Genomic DNA, 17,254 nt, shown 5'->3' with positions numbered 1-17,254 from the left:
GAAACATGGCGAGGAACGCATGACACCGAGCTTCGAGGACGGCAGGGCACGGACCAGGCCGGCGGTGCTGGACGATGTCGCCGCACTCGCCGGAGTCTCCGCGATGACGGTCTCGCGTGCGCTGAACACGCCCGACAGGGTGCGCCCCGAGACCCGGGCGCGCGTCCTGGCGGCGGTGAGCGAGCTCGGCTACCGCCCCAACTCGGCCGCGCGCCAGCTCGTCACGGGTCGTTCGGGGGTGCTCGGCGTGGTCAGTTTCGACACCACCCTGTACGGCCCGGCCTCCACGCTCTACGCGATCGAGCAGGCGGCCAGGCAGAACGACTACGTGGTGAACATCGCCAGTCTCGGCGTGCTGAACCGCAGGTCGATCGGGGAGGGCGTGGACCGGCTCCGCGCGCAGTCGGTCGACGGCATCATCATCGTGGCGCCGCATGAGTCGGCCGCGGAGGGGTTGTGCCACCTCTCGCCAGACCTGCCGGTGGTCGCGGTGGACGCGGGGGAGGACATCCCCGTCCCCGTGGTCATGGTCGACCAGCGCGGCGGCGCCGTACGGGCGACGCGGCACCTGCTGAGCCTGGGGCACGAGACGGTCTGGCACCTGTCGGGCCCCGCGAACTGGATAGACGCCAGGGGGCGTGTCGAGGGGTGGCGTTCGGTCCTCGAAGCCGAGGGCCGTCCGGTGCCCGAGGTGCCGGTCGGCGACTGGAGCGCGCACTCCGGCTACCAGCTCGGCAAGCGCCTGGCGATCGACCCGTCGGTCACGGCCATCTTCGTCGCCAACGACCAGATGACCCTGGGGGTGCTGCGGGCCCTGCGCGAGGCGGGCCGGCGCGTTCCCGAGGACATCAGCGTGGTCGGCTTCGACGACGTGCCGGAGGCCGCCTACTTCTGGCCGCCGCTGACGACGGTCAGGCAGAACTTCGGAGAGGTCGGGAGGCATGCGTTCCAGTTGCTGCAGGGCCGCATCGAGGGCGCCTCGGGAGGAGGGCCGCGCATCGTCGAACCCGAGTTGGTGGTCAGGGAGAGCACGGGACCGGTTCGCCACTGATTCCGGCGGGGCCGGATCCCCGGTCTCGGCCGGTCTGAAATGTTAACGCTACCCATAGCAAGCGCTCGGCCAGGTCGCGGGGCCGGCGGATCATCCGCCGGACCGTCGGCATCGAACACGTCCGTGCCCGAGAGATCAGGCCCGGATTCGACGACATCTCCTTCATCCCCCCAGAAACACAAGGAGAGACCATGTTCAGACGTGGTTTGGCGGCGGCCCTGGCCGCCGGAGTGCTCGTGTCCATGCTCGCCGCCTGCGGCGGTGGCCAGGACAGCAGCGCGAATCAGAGCGGCGGCGGATCGGACCAGCTCACGCTCGGCTTCTCACAGGTCGGCGCCGAGAGCGGATGGAGGACCGCGAACACCAAGTCCGTCCAGGAGGCGGCCAAGGAGGCCGGCATCGATCTGAAGTTCTCCGACGCCCAGCAGAAGCAGGAGAACCAGATCAAGGCCATCCGCTCGTTCATCCAGCAGAAGGTCGACGCGATCGCCTTCTCGCCGGTGGTCGAATCCGGCTGGGACACCGTTCTGAAAGAGGTCAAGGACGCGGGCATCCCGGTCATCCTGACCGACAGGGCGGTCGACTCCACCGACACGTCGCTGTACAAGACGTTCATCGGCTCCGACTTCGTCGTCGAGGGCACGAAGGCCGGAGAGTGGCTGGTCAAGGAGTACGAGGGCAAGCCCGACCCGGTCAACATCGTCGAGCTTCAGGGCACCACCGGCTCCGCCCCCGCCAACGACCGCAAGAAGGGTTTCGGGGACGTCGTCGCGGCCGACCCGAAGTTCAAGATCATTGCTTCGCAGACCGGCGACTTCACCCGGGCCAAGGGCAAGGAGGTCATGGAGGCCTTCCTGAAGGCCAACAAGGACATCGACGTTCTGTTCGCCCACAACGATGACATGGGTCTCGGCGCCATCGAGGCGATCGAGGGCGCCGGGCTCAGGCCCGGTACGGACATCAAGATCATTACCATCGACGGGGTCAAGGACGGAATGCAGGCCCTGGCCGACGGGAAGATCAGCTTCATCGCCGAGTGCAGCCCCCTCCTGGGCCCGCAACTGATGGACCTGGTGAAGAAGGCCGTCAAGGGTGAGCAGATCCCGACGCGGGTGCTCACCGAGGAGACCACCTTCACCCAGGAGCAGGCCAAGGCCGCCCTGCCGGGGCGCAAGTACTGACCTCGTGCGCCGTTCACCGCGGCGGGGCCACCCCGGCGACCCCTGGGGTGGCCCCGCCCGAATACGTGCGAACCACCTGGACATGTGCGAACCACCTGAAAAGTAAAAACCGTCCGGACGCGTGAGAACGACGCGGAAGAACCACGGGGACATGCCGGAACCGCAGGAACCATCCGAACACGCAAGGAGCCACAGGGATGGCAGAGCCCGCAGCGATCCTGGCGATGACGGGAATCACCAAGGAGTTTCCCGGCGTCAAGGCGCTGAGCGACGTCGACTTCCGGCTCTTCCCCGGTGAGGTGCACGCCCTCATGGGAGAGAACGGCGCCGGCAAGTCAACGCTGATCAAGGCCCTGACCGGGGTCTACGACATCGACGGAGGGGAGATCCTCCTGGAGGGGGAGGCGGTGCGCTTCACCGGTCCCCTGCAGGCGCAGCAGGCCGGTGTCAGCACCGTCTACCAGGAGATCAACCTCTGTCCCAACCTGTCGGTCGCGGAGAACATCTTCATCGGCCGCGAACCGCGGCGACTCGGCGCGATCCAGTGGAAGAAGATCCACCGGCGGGCCACCGAGCTGCTCCGGCGGCTCCGGCTCGACATCGACGCCTCGGCCCTGCTCGGCACCTACTCCATCGCGGTGCAGCAGATGGTCGCCATCGCGCGGGCCATCGACATCTCCGCCAAGGTGCTCATCTTCGACGAGCCCACCTCCAGCCTCGACGCGAAGGAGTGCGAGCAGCTCTTCCGCGTCATGCGGCAGCTCAAGGACGAGGGCATCGCGATCCTCTTCGTGACGCACTTCCTGGACCAGGTGTACGAGGTCACCGACCGCGTCACGGTGCTGCGCAACGGCCGCCTGGTGGGTGAGCGTCTCACCGCGGAGCTCGCCCAGATCGACCTCGTCGCCATGATGATCGGCAAGGAGCTGGAGGTCCTGGAGCAACTGGATGAGCAGCCCAAAAGCTCCCCGGCCGCCCTCCAGGACGCGTCGCCGGTGGTCGCGGCGAGCGAGCTCGGGCGAGACGGCGCCGTGGCGCCCTTCAATCTCGCCATCCACCGCGGAGAGGTCGTCGGCCTCGCCGGACTGCTCGGTTCGGGCCGGACGGAGGTGGCCCGGCTGCTGTTCGGGGCCGATCGAGCCGATCACGGCCAGATCCGGGTGGACGGCACCACCGTGGCCGTCCGCAATCCGCGTACGGCGATGGCCCACGGCATCGCCTTCTGCTCGGAGAACCGGCGGACCGAGGGGCTGGTCGAAGACCTGACCGTGCGGGAGAACATCATCCTCGCGCTCCAGGCCGAACGCGGATGGTCACGCCCGATTCCCCGGCGCAGGCAGGAGGAGCTGGTGGACAAATACATCAAGGCCCTGCGCATCACCCCCGCCAATCCGGACATGGTCGTCCGCAACCTCAGCGGCGGCAACCAGCAGAAGGTCCTGCTGGCCCGCTGGCTGATCACCGAACCCCGACTGCTGATCCTCGACGAGCCGACCCGGGGGATCGACGTCGGCGCCAAGGCGGAGATCCAGCGGCTGGTGGTCTCGCTCGCCGACGGGGGAATGGCCGTCCTGTTCATCTCGGCGGAGCTCGAAGAGGTCCTGCGGCTCAGCCACAAGATCGCCGTACTGCGCGATCGACATCTGGTGACCGAGATGCCCAACGACGGGGTGGACGTCGAGCACGTCATGCGGATCATCGCGAGCGGAGCCGCCGTATGACCGCGAGCCTGAGCGGGCACATGAGCGCCCTGACCCGGCGGCGGCTCTTCTGGCCGGTGACCATCCTGATCGTTCTCCTGCTGGCCAACCTCCTCTTCACACCGGACTTCTTCAAGATCGAGATCCGGGGCGGGCACCTTTACGGCAGCCTGATCGACATCGTCCGCTTCGGCGCACCGCTGATCATGGTCGCCCTGGGCATGACCCTGGTCATCGCCACCCGGGGCATCGACCTGTCGGTGGGCTCGATCGTCGCCATCTGCGGAGCCCTGGCCTGCCTGTGGATCAGCGGGCAGGACGACCAGAACAGCGTCGCCGGGGTCCTGACAGCGGTCGGCCTGGCGCTCGGGCTGGCGCTGGTGCTCGGCCTGTGGAACGGCTTCCTCGTCGCGGGGGTCGGCATGCAGCCGATCATCGCGACGCTGATCCTCATGGTCGCGGGGCGCGGACTGGCCCAGCTGATCACCGACGGCCAGATCATCACGATCAACAGCACGCCGTACAAGCTCATCGGCGGCGGCTACTGGCTGACCGTGCCCTTCTCCATTCTCCTGGCCCTGGGCGCGGTGGCCCTGGCCGTCGCGCTCACCCGCCGCACCGCGCTCGGCATGCTCATCGAGTCGGTGGGCGGCAACGCCGAGGCGAGCCGCCTGGCGGGCATCGGCTCCCGCCGGATCATCGTGATGGTCTACGTCTTCTGCGCGTTCTGTGCGGGGATCGCCGGTTTGATGATCAGTTCGAACGTCTCCAGCGCCGACGGCAACAACGCCGGCCTGTGGATCGAGCTCGACGCGATCCTCGCCGTGGTGATCGGCGGCACGTCGCTGGCCGGAGGGCGCTTCTCCATCGGAGGCACCGTCGTGGGTGCCCTGCTCATCCAGGCACTGTCCACCACCATCTACACCGTCGGCGTCCCGCCGGAGACGACCTTGCTGTTCAAGGCGCTGGTGGTCACCGTCGTGTGCCTCATCCAGTCGCCGGCGTTCCGCGCCAAGGTTTTCCAGCGCCGCCGTCGGCCGTCCGCGCGGGCGGCCGCGCGGGAGAAGACGAAAGTCGAGGTCGCGCCATGACCAGTCTGACCGGCAGGTGGCCGGGGCTGCGGCGGCCCCAGCGCAAGTACATCCCCGTGCTGGCGACGCTGTCGCTGCTCGCGGTGATGTACGGGGTCGGGGCCGTCCGCTACGAGGCGTTCTCCGACGGGCAGGTGATCCTCAACGTCTTCGTCGACAACGCCTTCCTGCTCGTCGTCGCGGCGGGGATGACCTTTGTCATCCTCACCGGCGGCATCGACCTGTCGGTGGGCTCGGTCGTCGCGCTGACCACGATGCTGTCGGCGTCGCTGCTGCAGGAGCAGGGGTGGCCGCCCTATGCCGTACTGCCCTTCGTGCTGTTCGTCGGCGCGCTTCTCGGCTTCGCGATGGGCTGCATCATCCACTACTTCGAGATCCAGCCGTTCATCGTCACCCTCGCCGGGATGTTCCTCGCCCGCGGCCTCTGCTACACGATCAGCACCTCCTCGATCCCGATCACCGACCCCTTCTGGACGTCGATGGCACAGTCGAAGGTCCGCTTCGGGGAGTACTTCGTGTCCCCGAGCGTGATCGTCGCGCTGGTCGTCGTCATCGTCGGCGCGTACGTCCTCAGCCACACCCGGCTCGGCCGCAACACCTACGCGATCGGCGGCAATCCCGCTTCGGCGCTCCTGATGGGCCTGCCCGTCGCCAGGACCCAGATCACGGTCTACGCGATCAGCGGTTTCTGCTCGGCGCTCGGCGGGGTGCTGCTCAGCTTCTACATGCTGTCGGGGTACGGCCTGCACGCGGTCGGCATGGAACTCGACGCGATCGCCGCGGTCGTCATCGGCGGCACCCTGCTCACCGGGGGGTCGGGCTACCTGGTGGGAACAGTCCTGGGTGTTCTGGTCCTCGGCGTCATCCAGACCATCATCACCTTCGACGGAACGCTGAGCTCGTGGTGGACGAAGATCGTCATCGGTGCGCTGCTCTTTGTCTTCATCCTTCTCCAGCGGGTCATCGGCGCTCGCAAAGCACGATGACCTCCCATGCCCTCGGGTCTTGTCCCCGCGTCTGTTTATCGTTTATCGTTTTATCGAAAATCGATATCCATTCGCTGGGGGAGGGCATGTCATGGCCAAGCCGGGTGGGAGCATCCGCAACCTGGAACTGGTGGTGTGGGTCGGTTTCGGAATCGCCCTGATCGGTGTCCTGATCTCTCTTGTCGGCATCTTCACCGGTCCCGCCGCCCGGACACGCCCCGTCGAGATGAGCCCCTACAACACCGCGACCTCGGCCGACGACCCGGCGCCCCTTCCGACCGGCCCGCCGGGAGCGGTCAGCCTGGTCAAGCCTGCGGCCGACTACACCCTGGTCATCGCCGACCCCAGCGTCTCGCAGCGCTTCCTGTTCGTGCTGCCCGATCTACTGCTTGCAGTGATCATGAGTGTCATCGCCGGGATTCTCCTGCTGGTGATCCGGACCTTCGATCAGGACGATCCCTTCGTTCCGCCGAACGCGCGGAGGCTCTCGGTGATCGGCGTCCTGCTCCTCTCTCTCAACGGCATTCCCGTAGTGGAGAAGCTGGTCCTGGAAGGGCTGCTCTCCGGCACCCCGCTGAAGAACATGCCCATCCGAAGCGCCGAGAACTTCTACTGGGCCCTCATCGTCGGGCTCGCCGCCCTCGCGCTGGCGGAGGTGTTCCGGCAGGGCAGCAAGCTCAGGGCGGACACCCAGGGGCTGGTCTGATGCCTCCGGAGGAGGAGCACCACGTCGTCGTGCACCTCGACAAGCTGCTGGCCGACCGCGGGATGACCCTGACCGAGCTGGCCGACCGGGTCGGCGTGACGATCGTGAACCTGTCCATCCTGAAGAACGGCCGCGCCAGGGCGATCCGGTTCTCCACCCTCAGTGCGATCTGCCGCGAGCTCGGCTGCCAGCCCGGCGACCTGCTCGGCCACGACTCCTGAGGGCTCGGGCGGTTCCGAGCGCGGCGCGCAGGATCGCGATGGCGGCGTGGGTCCCCTTGGTCTCGCCGAGCGAGTTGATCGGCATGAGGTCGTGGACGACACCGGGTTGAGCGGTAGGTGTCCGCGGATTGAGTTCCGTTGCGGTGCGTCGTCGGAGATCGTCTGTTCCCGTTCCTGCCCCGCCGTCGCGTCGCCCATGAGGATGGACCCGTTTCGCGTACTGGGGATGGATCGACGGACGTGACCCCGCAGCTCAAGCGGCGACCGTGACGTGCGTCACGAAGTGGCCAAGAAAAGCGACATAAGGTATAAAAAGTGACATGGATCCCTCCTTGGGGCTATCCAACTTCCGAGCCGCATTCGAGTGATCGCAAAGGACCGGCCATCTCGGCCCCACGATGGCCGAGTCCCCTTCCGGATCCTCCGGCGGATGCCTTCCCGCAGGTCACACGGATGACACGTTCGCCATCCCACCGGAGAGCCGTGCTTTGAGCCAGGACAGCAACAGTGCACATGTCATCTTCGAGATCGACCTCACCCTGGAGGAGACTCGCCGCCGGGCCGCGGTCATGGCGGCACTGGAGCCCGGCTGGGATCCGCCGGCGGTGATGCGGGGCGAGGAAGAGGCATACGACCTCCTCTACTCCGGTCTCGACGAGCGGCAGCAGGAGACCTACGACATGCTCGTGGACGCGGGGGTCCTTCCACGGAGGGGGCCGGGCCATGCTGCCGCTTGATCCGCACGCCGACCTCGGACGCAGGGCCTGGGTGCCCTGCCCCCGGTGCCGCGACGACATGGACTGCGGAGACTGCGCGAGCAACCGCAACTGCGGGGCGCACTGGCGCTACCTCATCAGCAACACCGGAAGCGTCCTGCACCTGCAGTGCCCGGGATGCACCCACCTGTGGAACCACGAGACCTATTTCGGCGCGGGCGGTACCACCCCCTTCTGACCGGGCGCGGTGGGATGCCGAAGACACGGACCGCCGGCGCGGGCTTCCGGGTCACGACCGTCCGCCGGTACGGAGGCGAGCCCATGGCGGCGATTTAAACCTGAGGTGGTCAAGGTCCGTCGGCCGGTACATTCTCCGGGTATTTCTCAGCCGCCGTCATCGCGGATGATCGGCCTGCCAGAAGAGGGTCCTCCGTGACGAAGATCGCAATCACCGGCGTCGAGGCCCTGGCGAAGGTCCTGCGCAGGCCCGTCGCGTATCGCGAGGTCACCGACGCGGAGGCGGGCTGGCTCGGAAGTCTGTTCCCGATGGTGCGGGCCGGCGCCTTCGCCCAGACCACCCCCGACCTCTCCCGCCTGCTCGGCCGACCTGCCACCGGCCTCGAAGACACGATCGCCGCGTTCATCGAACGTGTCGGAGGCTGAAGGGCGGCGCGGCCCGGGGCCTTCGGCCGCGATCAGGGCGGGGGCTCGATCTCCACGCCGGGGACGATCTCGCGCAGTGCCTCCTCGCGGTCGGTGACGACTGATCGTAGTATCACTTGAGGCAGTCGCGGATCTTGTGCACCCGGCAGGGTCACGTGTCCGGCGGAGCGCGAGCCGTACGGCCGTGCGAGTCTCGTCTCGAGGGGGAAACGACATGCGCATAGTCATCGCGGGCGGACACGGGAAGATCGCCCTACGCCTGGAGCGGCTGCTCGCCCATCGCGGCGACGAGCCGGTCGGCCTGATCCGCAAGCCCGAGCAGGAGCCCGATCTCCGGGCGATCGGCGCCAAGGCCGTCCTGTGCGACCTGGAGAAGGCCGGGGTGGAGGAGGTCGCCGCCCACCTGCTGGGGGCCGACGCGGCGGTGTTCGCCGCGGGGGCGGGGCCGGGCAGCGGTGTGGACAGGAAGGACACCGTCGATCGCGGGGCCTCGGCCCTGCTGGCCGAGGCGGCCGAGCGTGCCGGGGTGCGCCGTTTCATCCAGATCTCGTCGATGGGAGCCGGCCGCCCGCCGGCGCCGGGGTCCGAGGAGGTGTGGGCGGCGTACATCAAGGCCAAGACCGATGCGGAAAGCGATCTGCGCGCCCGTGACCTGGACTGGACGATACTGCGTCCCGGCGGCCTGACCGACGGTCCGGGGGTCGGAGAGGTCACTCTGTCGGAGTCGCCGCTGCCCCGCGGCCAGGTGCCCCGCGAGGACGTCGCCGCGGTGATCGTCGCACTGCTGGACGCGCCCGGTACCCGTCACCGCGTCCTGGAGCTCATCGGCGGAGACATCCCCATCCTCGACGCCGTCGGAAGGCTGGAGAACGGTTCGGGGGCGCCGCGCTGAGACGTCCCGGTGAGCCATCCGGACCCTCGCGGAGGGCGGTGGATCGAAACATCGGACCGTTCCACTCCGGCAGGTTGGCTGGCCAGCGCCTGGGCGTCCCACCCCTCAAGCTCTCTCGCAAGTCTCACGAGTAACAGTCAGTGCATAGGTATTTTTTTGCGAAAAGAAGTAGAAACATTGCGGACACTCGGGCGTCATCCTATGGTGTGCACAACGCCGTCCTGCCGCTTTTCGGCTGACGGCGGAGATCTTCCCGCCCCCCACCCTGCCGGATCGCGGTGACCGTACGCCCCGACGACCGCGGTGATCCGGCCCTGCGTGACGAAGGGTCAGCCGATGAAGACATCCGATCAATCCGTAAGTCTTCTGCCACCAGCCAGACGCCGTAATCCCGTTATCCTCGCGGTCCTGCTCCTCATGCTGTGCTGGGCGGGCGTGCAGGTGGCGCCGGCGGCGCGCGGGGCGGCGGTCCCCGAGCTGTCCCCCAACGTCCACCTGTTCTACTACCCCTGGTACGGCAATCCCCAGGTCGGCGGTGAATGGCGGCACTGGCAGCAGGGCGGCCGCACCCCGCCGAACGACATCGGCGCGGATCTGTATCCCAGCCTCGGCCCCTACGACTCCGGCGACTACGCGGGCGCCGTCACCAAGCACATGCAGTGGATCAAGCAGGCCGGAGTCGGCGTCCTCGTCTACAGCTGGTGGGGTCAGGGAAGCTACGAGGACAACCTGGTCACGGGCGTGATGAACGCCGCGGCGCAGTACGGCATCAAGGTGGCCTGGCACATCGAGCCGTACACCGGACGCTCGGCGGCCTCGGTCGTCGGCGACATCCAGTACATCAACAGCCGCTACGGCGGCAGCCCGGCCTTCTACCGCGACGCCGAGCACGGCAACCGCGCCGCCTTCTACGTGTTCGAGAGCCTGAAGATCACCGACTGGGCCGCGCTCGACCAGGTGACCCAGAACAACATCGTGCTCGCCCAGACCACCGACACCTCGAAGATCGCTCACTTCTCCGGTCTGTACACCTACGACGGGATCGCCGGCGCCACCGCGCCCGGCTGGGCGAACGCGGGCGCCTACGCCAAGCAGAACGGCTTGATCTGGGCGCCCTCGGTCGCGCCCGGCTACATCGACGACCGCGCCGTACCCGGCAACACCTCGCCGACGCTCGGCCGCGCGAACGGCTCCACCTACGACCTGGAGTGGGCCAACGCCCTCGACCCGGCCAAGGGCGGCCTGCCGTCGTGGGTCTCGATCACCTCCTTCAACGAGTGGCACGAGGGCAGCTCGATCGAGCCCGCCCACGGCAACCCGCCCGCGGGATTCGGCTACCAGACGTTCGAGGGCGCGTACGGCAAGACCGGGGCCGCGGCGGAGACCGCCTACCTGGACCGGACGAAGTACTGGGCGACGGAGTTCGAGACCCGCAGGGGCGGCGGGAGCCAGCCGGACACCCAGCCGCCGTCGGCGCCGGGCAACGCGCGCTCCACCGCGACGACCGAGACCGGCGTCGCGCTGGCCTGGAACGCCGCCACCGACAACGTCGGCGTGAGCGGCTACGACGTCTACCGTGAGGCGGGCGCCACCGACGTCAAGGTGGGCAGCGTCTCCGGAACGTCGTTCACCGTCACGGGTCTCAGCCCGTCGACGTCCTACCAGTTCTACGTGGTGGCCAGGGACGCCGCGCAGAACACCTCGCCACCCTCCGCCACGGTGACCGCGGTGACCAAGACCCCCACCGGGTGCTCGCCGGGAACCGGTGACCTGGCCCGGGGCAAGTCGATCACGGCGAGCAGCACCACGCAGAACTACGTCCCGGCCAATGCCGTCGACGGGAACGCCTCCACCTACTGGGAGAGCGCCAACAACGCCTTCCCCCAGTCGATCACGGTCGACCTCTGCGCGCAGGCCGGAGTCAAGCGCGTGGTGCTGAAGCTGCCGCCGATCTCCAGCTGGAACACGCGCACCCAGACCCTGTCGGTGCTGGGTTCCGCCAACGGCACCGCCTTCGACACCCTGGTCGCGTCGAAGGGCTACACCTTCAACCCGGCCGGCGCCAACACCGTCACCATCACCGTGCCGGCGACGACCCAGAGATACCTGCGGCTGAACATCACCGGCAACACCGGATGGCCCGCCGGGCAGCTCTCCTCGTTCGAGGTCTACTCCTCCTAGTCCGTTTCCTTCGGAGCGGGTCCAGCCGGCACCATGGAAAGCAACGATGAGTAGTTGTACAGTTGCTCAGTGTTGTGAGGTGTCGGCTGGACCAAGCGGAGGTAAGGACCATGGCAGACCTACAGCACTTCATCGTCGATCTTCCTGACAGTTTGGCCGAAGGGCCCGGCGCGACCAAGCCCGGTGACGACCCGACCACATACATGACCGGCGAGGAGGGTGGCGGAGGCTACACCACGTACGCGATCGGCGAGGAAGGCTGCGGCTAGAGCGGCGACGATCGACGAGGGACGGCGCTCCGAGGCATGGAACGCTGGGGGATCATCGGCCCGCCGGGCGACGAGCAGGTGGCAAGAGTGGCGAGTTACCTGCGAGAGTGCCGGGCGGAGCCGGCCATCCTCGATCTTTCGAGGTTTCCGGCCGAGGCGTCGCTCTCACTGCTGGACGGTCTGCCCGTGGCTCCGGGGCTCGGAGCCGGCCCGGAGGGCCCCTGGTATGTCCGCTCGTTGCCGTTACCCCTGCCCTTCCTTTCCCGCCATGGAGAAGCGGGCACCGCCACGGCGCGGGAGCAGGAGAGCGCGCGGCGTTCGGCCTATGCGAACGGCCGTGAGATCCGCTCGTTCGTGTTCAGCTTCGTCGCCGCCCTCGAACGCGGCGGTGCGCTCCTCGTCAACCCTCCGTCGACGTTCGGGCAGCACTTCCTGAAACTCGAACAGCTCCAGAGGCTGCGGGACGCCGCCGTTCCGGTTCCGCGGACGCTCGCCACCAACGATCCCGCAGCCGTCGTCGGCTTCGCCCGGAGCATCGGCGGGCCGATCGTCTACAAACCCATCGCGGGCGGGGCCCTGTGCCGCCGCGTGACCGACGATGACCTCCTCCCGGAGCGGCTCCGCCTGCTCGCCGGAGCCCCCGTGCTCTTCCAGGAGGAGGTCCCCGGGCGCAACCTGCGGGTATACGTCGTCGCCGGCAAGATGGTGGCCTCATACGAGATCGTCTCCGACGAACTCGACTACCGGGGCGCGGAGACCGCGGTGTTTCCGGCCCCGCCCAGCGAGGAGGAGCACGACGCGTGCCTTCGGGCGGCCGAGGCGTGCGAGATGGTGTTCACCGGCATCGACATCCGCCGCAGGGACGACGGCACCTTCGCGCTGCTGGAGTGCAACCCCTCACCCATGTTCGCCGCCATCGAACGAAGGACGGGGGAGTCGGGCGTTACCCGCGCCATGGGTGAGCTCCTGCTGGGATCGATGGAGCCGCGCCCGCCCGGATAAGGGGTGCCCGGACTTCCGGCGCACCGTTCTCACCGGTGCAGGGGGAGCGCGTCGGTGAGAACGGTGCGATCATCGCGTACGCGGGTGCATTCGGCTCAGGCCGCAGGGCCCCGTCGATTCATCGATCTGTGTTCAGGCATCGACTACAAGGAGGCCCTGCGGTCGCGCGCAGCGATCAGCGGGGCCATGAACTCTTGGAAACGCTCCAACTCCTCCGGGTTCATGTCCAGCGTCACCCCGTTGATGATTCGATCGTCGCTTCTGGGGCCGATCATGACCTTGAACCCGTTGCGGCGCGGTTTCGCGTACACCCCGAGAAACGCCACGTGGAAGCGTCTGACGCTCGACAAAGTGCGATGGAAAACCTCAAGAATATTGCCATCCTGCACCAGGATGTAGTCGCCGAGCTCGAACTCTGCCGCCATAGCTCCCGCTTTCAGATCGCGCTACCGGCCCAATGCCGGCAGTGCGCTTCGACATGCGCCGGTTCGGAGACTACATCCTGAATTCGGCACCTTTAAGGCTCAACTATCGAAGAAGGTTCGGTGGGATGGGCGAGGATGAGGATCATGGCGTCGAGGAGGCGCTGCCAGTCGCGTTCGGACAGGTCGTCACGTCCCAGGCCGCGGGCGACGGCGGCCAGTGCGTCGAGCAGCCGGGTCCGGATCCGGTGCGGTTCCTCCCCGAGTGACGTGGCCAGACTGCCGGCCTCCCGACGGAAATAGCGGGTCCGGGTGAAGCCGAGAAGCGCGGGTGGTGGGGGCGGTTCCCCGAAACCGCTGTCGGGGTCGGCGAGGGTGACGGTCAGACGGGTGCCGAGCGCCTCGGCGAGCCGGTCGAGGGCGGAGACGGTGGGGTTGCCCCGGCCGTTCTCCAGGTTGGCCACGTACGGCACCGACAGTGCGGCGTCGGCGGCGACGGAGGCGACGGTCCGGCCGAGCGCGGCGCGCCGGGAGCGCAGGCGCTGGCCCAGTTCGGCGTGATCCATGATCCTATCTTGACAGAATAGTTTGTCCCTGTTTCTCTCTTCACAGGATAGTCGTGAAGGGAGGAAGCTGTGCTGCGAGCCTTACGAGTGCGGGACTTTCGACTGCTCTGGGTAGCGCGGGCGGCCGCTGCCTTCAGCGCCAATCTCCTGGTGGTCGCGGTCCCCGCCCATGTGTACGCGGTGACCGGATCGATATTCGCGACCGGGCTCACCCTGGCCGCCGAGTATCTCCCGGTCCTGTTGCTGGGGCCGTTCGCCGGGGTGCTGGCCGATCGGTGGGATCGCCGGGGCCTGATGTTTCTCACCAGCGTCGCCCACGTGGCGGTCATCTCCCTGTTGTTCTTCACCCGCACCCCCGACACGGTCTGGATCGTCTATCTGGCGGTGTTCGGCGAGGGCATCGTGGGGGTGCTGTTCCGTCCGGCGGCCCAAGCGTACACACCCGACGTCGTGGGCACCGGACCCTTGCTGACCAGCGCGAACGCGCTGAACTCCTTCACCTCCGGTGTCATCGGGCTGGGCGCGGCCCCGCTCGGGGGCCTGCTGTTCGCCGTCTTCGGCATCAACGTGGCCATCGCCGTCGCCCTCAGCGGCTACTTGATATCCGCCGTGGCGATCGGGTTCACCCGGCCACACCCTCACCGCCGGGAGTTCTCCCAGCGTGTGCTCGCCGAGTTGAGGGACGGGCTGCGCCACGTCAGGCGGGCCGCCGCCACCCGTGCCCTGCTGGTCGCCAACGGCGTCTACCTTCTGGCGAACGCGGCGCTCACGGCGCTGCTGGTGCCGTTCGGGGTCTCCTCCCTCGGGGGCAGCACGCAGGTCGGCTGGCTACTGTCGGCGCTGAGCGCCGGTTTCCTGATCGGCGCCCCGATCAGCGGAAGGATCGTCGACCGCCTGCCCGTCCGGACGACGGTCGCCGCCGGCCAGCTTCTCGTCGCCGGCGCGTTCTTTTTGATGTTCAACGCCCGGTCCCTATCCGTGGCGCTGATCGCGGCGGTCCTGCTCGGGATTCCCGCGGTCACGGTGATCGTCGCCCTGCAGACCTGGCTGCAGCGAACCACTCCGGCGGCGCTCCTTGGCCGTGTCAGCGCGGTGTTCATCACCGCCGAGGCCGCCGCGTCGATGGTCGGCGCGTTGGCCGGCCCCGCCCTGAGCGTGTTCGGCCTGCCCGTCGCCCTCAACGCGGCCTGCGCGGTCGCCGCCGGAGCCGCCGTCCTCACCTTCTGCCTGGTCCCGGGCTCCCTGGTCGACGGCATCGATCACCTGCCGGTCGGGGGCGCACCGCCGCAACCCGCCAGGGGCGGTGATGCGCAGATCATGGGTGTCGGCGGGGGTGAGGAAACGCGTCCTCGCCTCGCGGCAGGTGGCGAACCAGTGTCCGGAACCCGTGATGAGCCACATGGGTCGATTGTTTGAATTAGTCAACTAAGGTTGCTCGCATGTCCGGTGTTGAGATTCCCGTTCCCCAAGAGCCCGCTGACGCGCTGGCAGCTGTGGCGGCGTTGAGACGCCTGGCCGACCAGATAGAGGACGCCGCCGTCGAGCAGGCGATGCGAGCGGGCTGGAGCTGGCCGCAGGTCGCCGAGGCGCTCGGCGTGACGCGCCAGGCGGTCCACAAGAAGCACGCCAAACGGCTCATCGCCGCGGGCGTGACGCTGAGGAGGCGCTGACGATGGCCGCCATCGACGAATACATCAACACGATCATCGAGCGGGGAAGACGCGATGCGCACCACGACGGATCGTCGACGATCGAGGCACACCATCTCCTGCTGGCGATCGCCGCCGAGGGGGAAAACGCCACCCACCAGGCCCTGACCTCGGCCGGGCTCGACCATCGAGCGATCCGCGACGCGCTGGATCGCGAGTTCGAGCACAGTCTGAACGCGGCCGGGGTGTCTCTGGCCGCCTCCGGTCTTCCCCGGCCGAGCAAGGCCGCCAAGCCTCCGACGCAGCTGGGGGCATCGGCCAAACTCGCGCTCGAACGAGGCTTCGCGTCCGTTGACCGCAAGAAGGATCTGCGGCCGGCGCATCTGCTGCTCGGAATCTTGCAGGCACAGGTCGGCACCGTGCCGCGCGCGCTCGCCCTGGCCGATGTCGACCGGGCCGAACTGATGGCGCGCCTCCTGCGGACGCTCACTCCCGAGAGCGATTGACAGAGCGGGCACAGCTCAAGCCGTACCTTCCACACTCACCTGCGGTGATGCGCGGAGAGTCCCCGAGCGCGCCGCACCGCGGCGGGTCGCGAGCAGCAGGCCCCTCAGCACGCGGGTACGAACGGTCACACGATCTCCTACGTCAGGGGACCGGCCCGCGGGCCCGCCGCCGAAGCGGCGAGCCCGCGGCCCGGCGGGGGTTACTTCGTCACGGTGATGACCGGACTGGTGATCTTCTGGTTGGTGCTGCTCAGGTAGACGATGTAGGTGCCGTTCCTCTTCGCCGAGCTCGGCAGCCTGAAGGTGTACGTCAGCCGGCCCAGCTCGTCGGCCTTCTGCTCGCCCGGGTCGTAGCCGTACGCCGAGACCTTGACGGTGTCTCGCGTCTCGGCGCGGGTCTTGTCGATGGTGACCGGCCGGCCGACGGTGTTCTCCGCGGTGCGGATCTCGTTGACGGTGCGCTCGCCCTTGGCGTTCTTGCGGATGAGGAAGCCGTCGTGGTGCTCGCCGTTGGCGTAGCGGGCCTCGAACCGGATCTGGTCGGCGTCGATCAGCTGGTAGAGCTGGGTGTTCTGGCGGCGTGATCCCGATGCTCGCAGGCCACGCACCGGAAGAGAGCTTGGCTCTCGCGGCTCTCCCTGGCGATGTGCCCACAGGCGTTACAGGTTTGCGACGTATACCGCGGATCAACCATCTGCACCCGGCCCGGAGCCTTGTGCTCCGTCCGGGTCACCAACTGGCCCCACCCGTTGGCGAGAATCCCCTGATTCAACCCCGCCTTCTGCCGCACATTCGTGCCCGGCACCTCCAGGGTGCCCCTCGCCGAGCGGGTCATGTTCGAGATCTTCAGGTCCTCGACCGCGATCACGTCGAAGCGGCGGACCAGATCGGTGCTGGTCTTCTCCACCCAGTCCTTACGCCGATCACCCTCGCGCGCCTTCAGCTTCGCGATGGCCGTCTTGGTTTTGCCGCGCCGCTTCGATCCGCGCTTGGCCCTGGCCAGGGTGCGCCGCAATCGCACCAGTCGCTTCTTCTCCGCCGCGCTCAGGAGCGGCACGACCAGCAGGTCACCGGTGGACAGCGCCGCCGACACCGTAACGCCTCGGTCGACACCGACGATTTCACCGGTCCCCGGTCCGGGGATCGGCTGGGGGATGACGGCGAAGGCCACATGCCAACGGCCCGCCGCATCCCGACTCACCCGGAACGATTTGGCCTGCTCTACGGGGCGTGACCAGTGAAACCGCACCCACCCCACCTTAGGGATTCGCACCTCGCCCACCTTGCGCGACAGACGCCGCACATCACTCGATTTGACTGCGACGATCCGAAACCCCTCGCTTCGGCGGGCGGGGCCTCCACGCTGTAGGTGCTCGGTGAACCTCGGCTATGACGGAGGATATGGGCCTGGCCGTGACGCCCAATGGCGAGCCTTGACCATGACGTCTGGGG

21 protein-coding genes are annotated in these 17,254 nt (G+C 68.0%); 17 read left to right on the top strand and 4 right to left on the bottom strand.

The genetic code is table 11. The features are described 5' to 3' along the window. Positions 1 to 19 precede the first annotated feature (19 nt). The 14 genes from CHC08_RS26045 (at position 20) to CHC08_RS25985 (ending at position 12,659) form a co-directional block, all read left to right on the top strand. Positions 20 to 1,051: a LacI family DNA-binding transcriptional regulator gene (locus tag CHC08_RS26045; RefSeq protein WP_089210000.1), complete on the top strand. Its 1,032-nt coding sequence runs from the start codon at positions 20 to 22 to the stop codon at positions 1,049 to 1,051. 191 nt (positions 1,052 to 1,242) lie between these two features. Further along, complete coding sequence (locus CHC08_RS26040; RefSeq protein WP_089209999.1) at positions 1,243 to 2,232, top strand: ABC transporter substrate-binding protein; 990 nt, start codon at positions 1,243 to 1,245, stop codon at positions 2,230 to 2,232. A 197-nt stretch (positions 2,233 to 2,429) separates the two neighbouring features. Continuing rightward, positions 2,430 to 3,953: a sugar ABC transporter ATP-binding protein gene (locus CHC08_RS26035; RefSeq protein WP_089209998.1), complete on the top strand. Its 1,524-nt coding sequence runs from the start codon at positions 2,430 to 2,432 to the stop codon at positions 3,951 to 3,953. After that, complete coding sequence (locus tag CHC08_RS26030; protein WP_245878573.1) at positions 3,950 to 5,023, top strand: ABC transporter permease; 1,074 nt, start codon at positions 3,950 to 3,952, stop codon at positions 5,021 to 5,023. The genes CHC08_RS26035 and CHC08_RS26030 overlap by 4 nt, the downstream gene beginning before the upstream one ends. Continuing rightward, on the top strand, positions 5,020 to 6,009 hold the full coding sequence (yjfF, locus tag CHC08_RS26025) for a galactofuranose ABC transporter, permease protein YjfF (RefSeq protein WP_089209997.1): 990 nt from the start codon (positions 5,020 to 5,022) through the stop codon (positions 6,007 to 6,009). Before CHC08_RS26030 ends, yjfF begins: the two co-directional genes overlap by 4 nt. A 91-nt stretch (positions 6,010 to 6,100) precedes the next feature. Then, positions 6,101 to 6,715 carry a DUF2975 domain-containing protein gene (locus CHC08_RS26020; protein WP_089209996.1) on the top strand — a complete coding sequence of 205 codons (615 nt, stop codon included), beginning with the start codon at positions 6,101 to 6,103 and terminating at the stop codon, positions 6,713 to 6,715. Further along, positions 6,715 to 6,936 carry a helix-turn-helix domain-containing protein gene (locus CHC08_RS26015; RefSeq protein ID WP_089209995.1) on the top strand — a complete coding sequence of 74 codons (222 nt, stop codon included), beginning with the start codon at positions 6,715 to 6,717 and terminating at the stop codon, positions 6,934 to 6,936. The genes CHC08_RS26020 and CHC08_RS26015 overlap by 1 nt, the downstream gene beginning before the upstream one ends. A gap of 488 nt (positions 6,937 to 7,424) precedes the next feature. Beyond that, entirely contained in the window at positions 7,425 to 7,673 is a 249-nt protein-coding gene (locus CHC08_RS26010; protein WP_089209994.1) for a DUF6400 family protein, read from the top strand. After that, complete coding sequence (locus CHC08_RS26005) at positions 7,660 to 7,890, top strand: hypothetical protein (protein ID WP_089209993.1); 231 nt, start codon at positions 7,660 to 7,662, stop codon at positions 7,888 to 7,890. Before CHC08_RS26010 ends, CHC08_RS26005 begins: the two co-directional genes overlap by 14 nt. Before the next feature lie 194 nt (positions 7,891 to 8,084). Then, on the top strand, positions 8,085 to 8,315 hold the full coding sequence (locus tag CHC08_RS26000; RefSeq protein WP_089209992.1) for a hypothetical protein: 231 nt from the start codon (positions 8,085 to 8,087) through the stop codon (positions 8,313 to 8,315). 214 nt (positions 8,316 to 8,529) lie between these two features. Beyond that, the gene (locus CHC08_RS25995) at positions 8,530 to 9,207 is read left to right on the top strand and encodes an NAD(P)H-binding protein (protein ID WP_089209991.1); all 678 of its coding nucleotides are present in this window, start codon (positions 8,530 to 8,532) and stop codon (positions 9,205 to 9,207) included. Between the two features lie 417 nt (positions 9,208 to 9,624). Then, complete coding sequence (locus CHC08_RS50810) at positions 9,625 to 11,388, top strand: discoidin domain-containing protein (RefSeq protein ID WP_218825485.1); 1,764 nt, start codon at positions 9,625 to 9,627, stop codon at positions 11,386 to 11,388. Positions 11,389 to 11,498: 110 nt separating this feature from the next. Next, positions 11,499 to 11,657: a hypothetical protein gene (locus CHC08_RS49745; protein ID WP_179282213.1), complete on the top strand. Its 159-nt coding sequence runs from the start codon at positions 11,499 to 11,501 to the stop codon at positions 11,655 to 11,657. Positions 11,658 to 11,693: 36 nt separating this feature from the next. Beyond that, positions 11,694 to 12,659: an ATP-grasp domain-containing protein gene (locus CHC08_RS25985; RefSeq protein WP_089209990.1), complete on the top strand. Its 966-nt coding sequence runs from the start codon at positions 11,694 to 11,696 to the stop codon at positions 12,657 to 12,659. 143 nt (positions 12,660 to 12,802) lie between these two features. Here the strand turns inward: CHC08_RS25985 and CHC08_RS25980 are convergent, their stop codons facing one another. Both CHC08_RS25980 and CHC08_RS25975 read right to left on the bottom strand, forming a co-directional pair. Then, the gene (locus CHC08_RS25980) at positions 12,803 to 13,084 is read right to left on the bottom strand and encodes a hypothetical protein (protein WP_089209989.1); all 282 of its coding nucleotides are present in this window, start codon (positions 13,082 to 13,084) and stop codon (positions 12,803 to 12,805) included. Between the two features lie 92 nt (positions 13,085 to 13,176). Beyond that, the gene (locus tag CHC08_RS25975; RefSeq protein ID WP_089209988.1) at positions 13,177 to 13,647 is read right to left on the bottom strand and encodes a helix-turn-helix domain-containing protein; all 471 of its coding nucleotides are present in this window, start codon (positions 13,645 to 13,647) and stop codon (positions 13,177 to 13,179) included. Between the two features lie 69 nt (positions 13,648 to 13,716). Between CHC08_RS25975 and CHC08_RS25970 the strand changes: the two genes are divergently transcribed. The 3 genes from CHC08_RS25970 to CHC08_RS25960 are packed head-to-tail and all read left to right on the top strand — an operon-like array spanning position 13,717 to position 15,802. Further along, complete coding sequence (locus CHC08_RS25970) at positions 13,717 to 15,063, top strand: MFS transporter (protein WP_089209987.1); 1,347 nt, start codon at positions 13,717 to 13,719, stop codon at positions 15,061 to 15,063. A 23-nt stretch (positions 15,064 to 15,086) separates the two neighbouring features. After that, positions 15,087 to 15,317, top strand: a complete 231-nt coding sequence (locus tag CHC08_RS25965) for a hypothetical protein (RefSeq protein WP_089209986.1) — start codon at positions 15,087 to 15,089, stop codon at positions 15,315 to 15,317. Positions 15,318 to 15,319: 2 nt separating this feature from the next. Continuing rightward, positions 15,320 to 15,802, top strand: coding sequence for a Clp protease N-terminal domain-containing protein (locus tag CHC08_RS25960; protein WP_089209985.1), 483 nt, complete (start codon positions 15,320 to 15,322; stop codon positions 15,800 to 15,802). A 200-nt stretch (positions 15,803 to 16,002) separates the two neighbouring features. On the opposite strand, the gene CHC08_RS25955 is transcribed toward CHC08_RS25960, so the two are convergent. Next, positions 16,003 to 16,410 carry a hypothetical protein gene (locus tag CHC08_RS25955; protein ID WP_089209984.1) on the bottom strand — a complete coding sequence of 136 codons (408 nt, stop codon included), beginning with the start codon at positions 16,408 to 16,410 and terminating at the stop codon, positions 16,003 to 16,005. Further along, positions 16,353 to 17,051, bottom strand: a complete 699-nt coding sequence (locus tag CHC08_RS25950; RefSeq protein WP_218825484.1) for an RNA-guided endonuclease InsQ/TnpB family protein — start codon at positions 17,049 to 17,051, stop codon at positions 16,353 to 16,355. The genes CHC08_RS25955 and CHC08_RS25950 overlap by 58 nt, the downstream gene beginning before the upstream one ends. Positions 17,052 to 17,254 lie beyond the last annotated feature (203 nt).

The sequence above is a fragment of the Streptosporangium subroseum genome (assembly GCF_900188345.1).
In the GTDB taxonomy this organism is placed as follows: domain Bacteria; phylum Actinomycetota; class Actinomycetes; order Streptosporangiales; family Streptosporangiaceae; genus Streptosporangium; species Streptosporangium subroseum.
The sequence above is the reverse complement of the archived record's forward strand: the minus strand, read 5'-3'. Positions and strand labels throughout refer to the sequence as shown.

Excerpts from the sequence above, each read along its gene's own strand:
- CHC08_RS26045 (WP_089210000.1), top strand. The coding sequence starts at position 20 with ATGACACCGAGCTTCGAGGACGGCAGGGCACGGACCAGGCCGGCGGTG.
- CHC08_RS26040 (WP_089209999.1), top strand. The coding sequence starts at position 1,243 with ATGTTCAGACGTGGTTTGGCGGCGGCCCTGGCCGCCGGAGTGCTCGTG.
- CHC08_RS26035 (WP_089209998.1), top strand. The coding sequence starts at position 2,430 with ATGGCAGAGCCCGCAGCGATCCTGGCGATGACGGGAATCACCAAGGAG.
- CHC08_RS26030 (WP_245878573.1), top strand. The coding sequence starts at position 3,950 with ATGACCGCGAGCCTGAGCGGGCACATGAGCGCCCTGACCCGGCGGCGG.
- yjfF (WP_089209997.1), top strand. The coding sequence starts at position 5,020 with ATGACCAGTCTGACCGGCAGGTGGCCGGGGCTGCGGCGGCCCCAGCGC.
- CHC08_RS26020 (WP_089209996.1), top strand. The coding sequence starts at position 6,101 with ATGGCCAAGCCGGGTGGGAGCATCCGCAACCTGGAACTGGTGGTGTGG.
- CHC08_RS26015 (WP_089209995.1), top strand. The coding sequence starts at position 6,715 with ATGCCTCCGGAGGAGGAGCACCACGTCGTCGTGCACCTCGACAAGCTG.
- CHC08_RS26005 (WP_089209993.1), top strand. The coding sequence starts at position 7,660 with ATGCTGCCGCTTGATCCGCACGCCGACCTCGGACGCAGGGCCTGGGTG.
- CHC08_RS25995 (WP_089209991.1), top strand. The coding sequence starts at position 8,530 with ATGCGCATAGTCATCGCGGGCGGACACGGGAAGATCGCCCTACGCCTG.
- CHC08_RS50810 (WP_218825485.1), top strand. The coding sequence starts at position 9,625 with ATGCTGTGCTGGGCGGGCGTGCAGGTGGCGCCGGCGGCGCGCGGGGCG.
- CHC08_RS49745 (WP_179282213.1), top strand. The coding sequence starts at position 11,499 with ATGGCAGACCTACAGCACTTCATCGTCGATCTTCCTGACAGTTTGGCC.
- CHC08_RS25985 (WP_089209990.1), top strand. The coding sequence starts at position 11,694 with ATGGAACGCTGGGGGATCATCGGCCCGCCGGGCGACGAGCAGGTGGCA.
- CHC08_RS25980 (WP_089209989.1), bottom strand. The coding sequence starts at position 13,084 with ATGGCGGCAGAGTTCGAGCTCGGCGACTACATCCTGGTGCAGGATGGC.
- CHC08_RS25975 (WP_089209988.1), bottom strand. The coding sequence starts at position 13,647 with ATGGATCACGCCGAACTGGGCCAGCGCCTGCGCTCCCGGCGCGCCGCG.
- CHC08_RS25965 (WP_089209986.1), top strand. The coding sequence starts at position 15,087 with ATGTCCGGTGTTGAGATTCCCGTTCCCCAAGAGCCCGCTGACGCGCTG.
- CHC08_RS25960 (WP_089209985.1), top strand. The coding sequence starts at position 15,320 with ATGGCCGCCATCGACGAATACATCAACACGATCATCGAGCGGGGAAGA.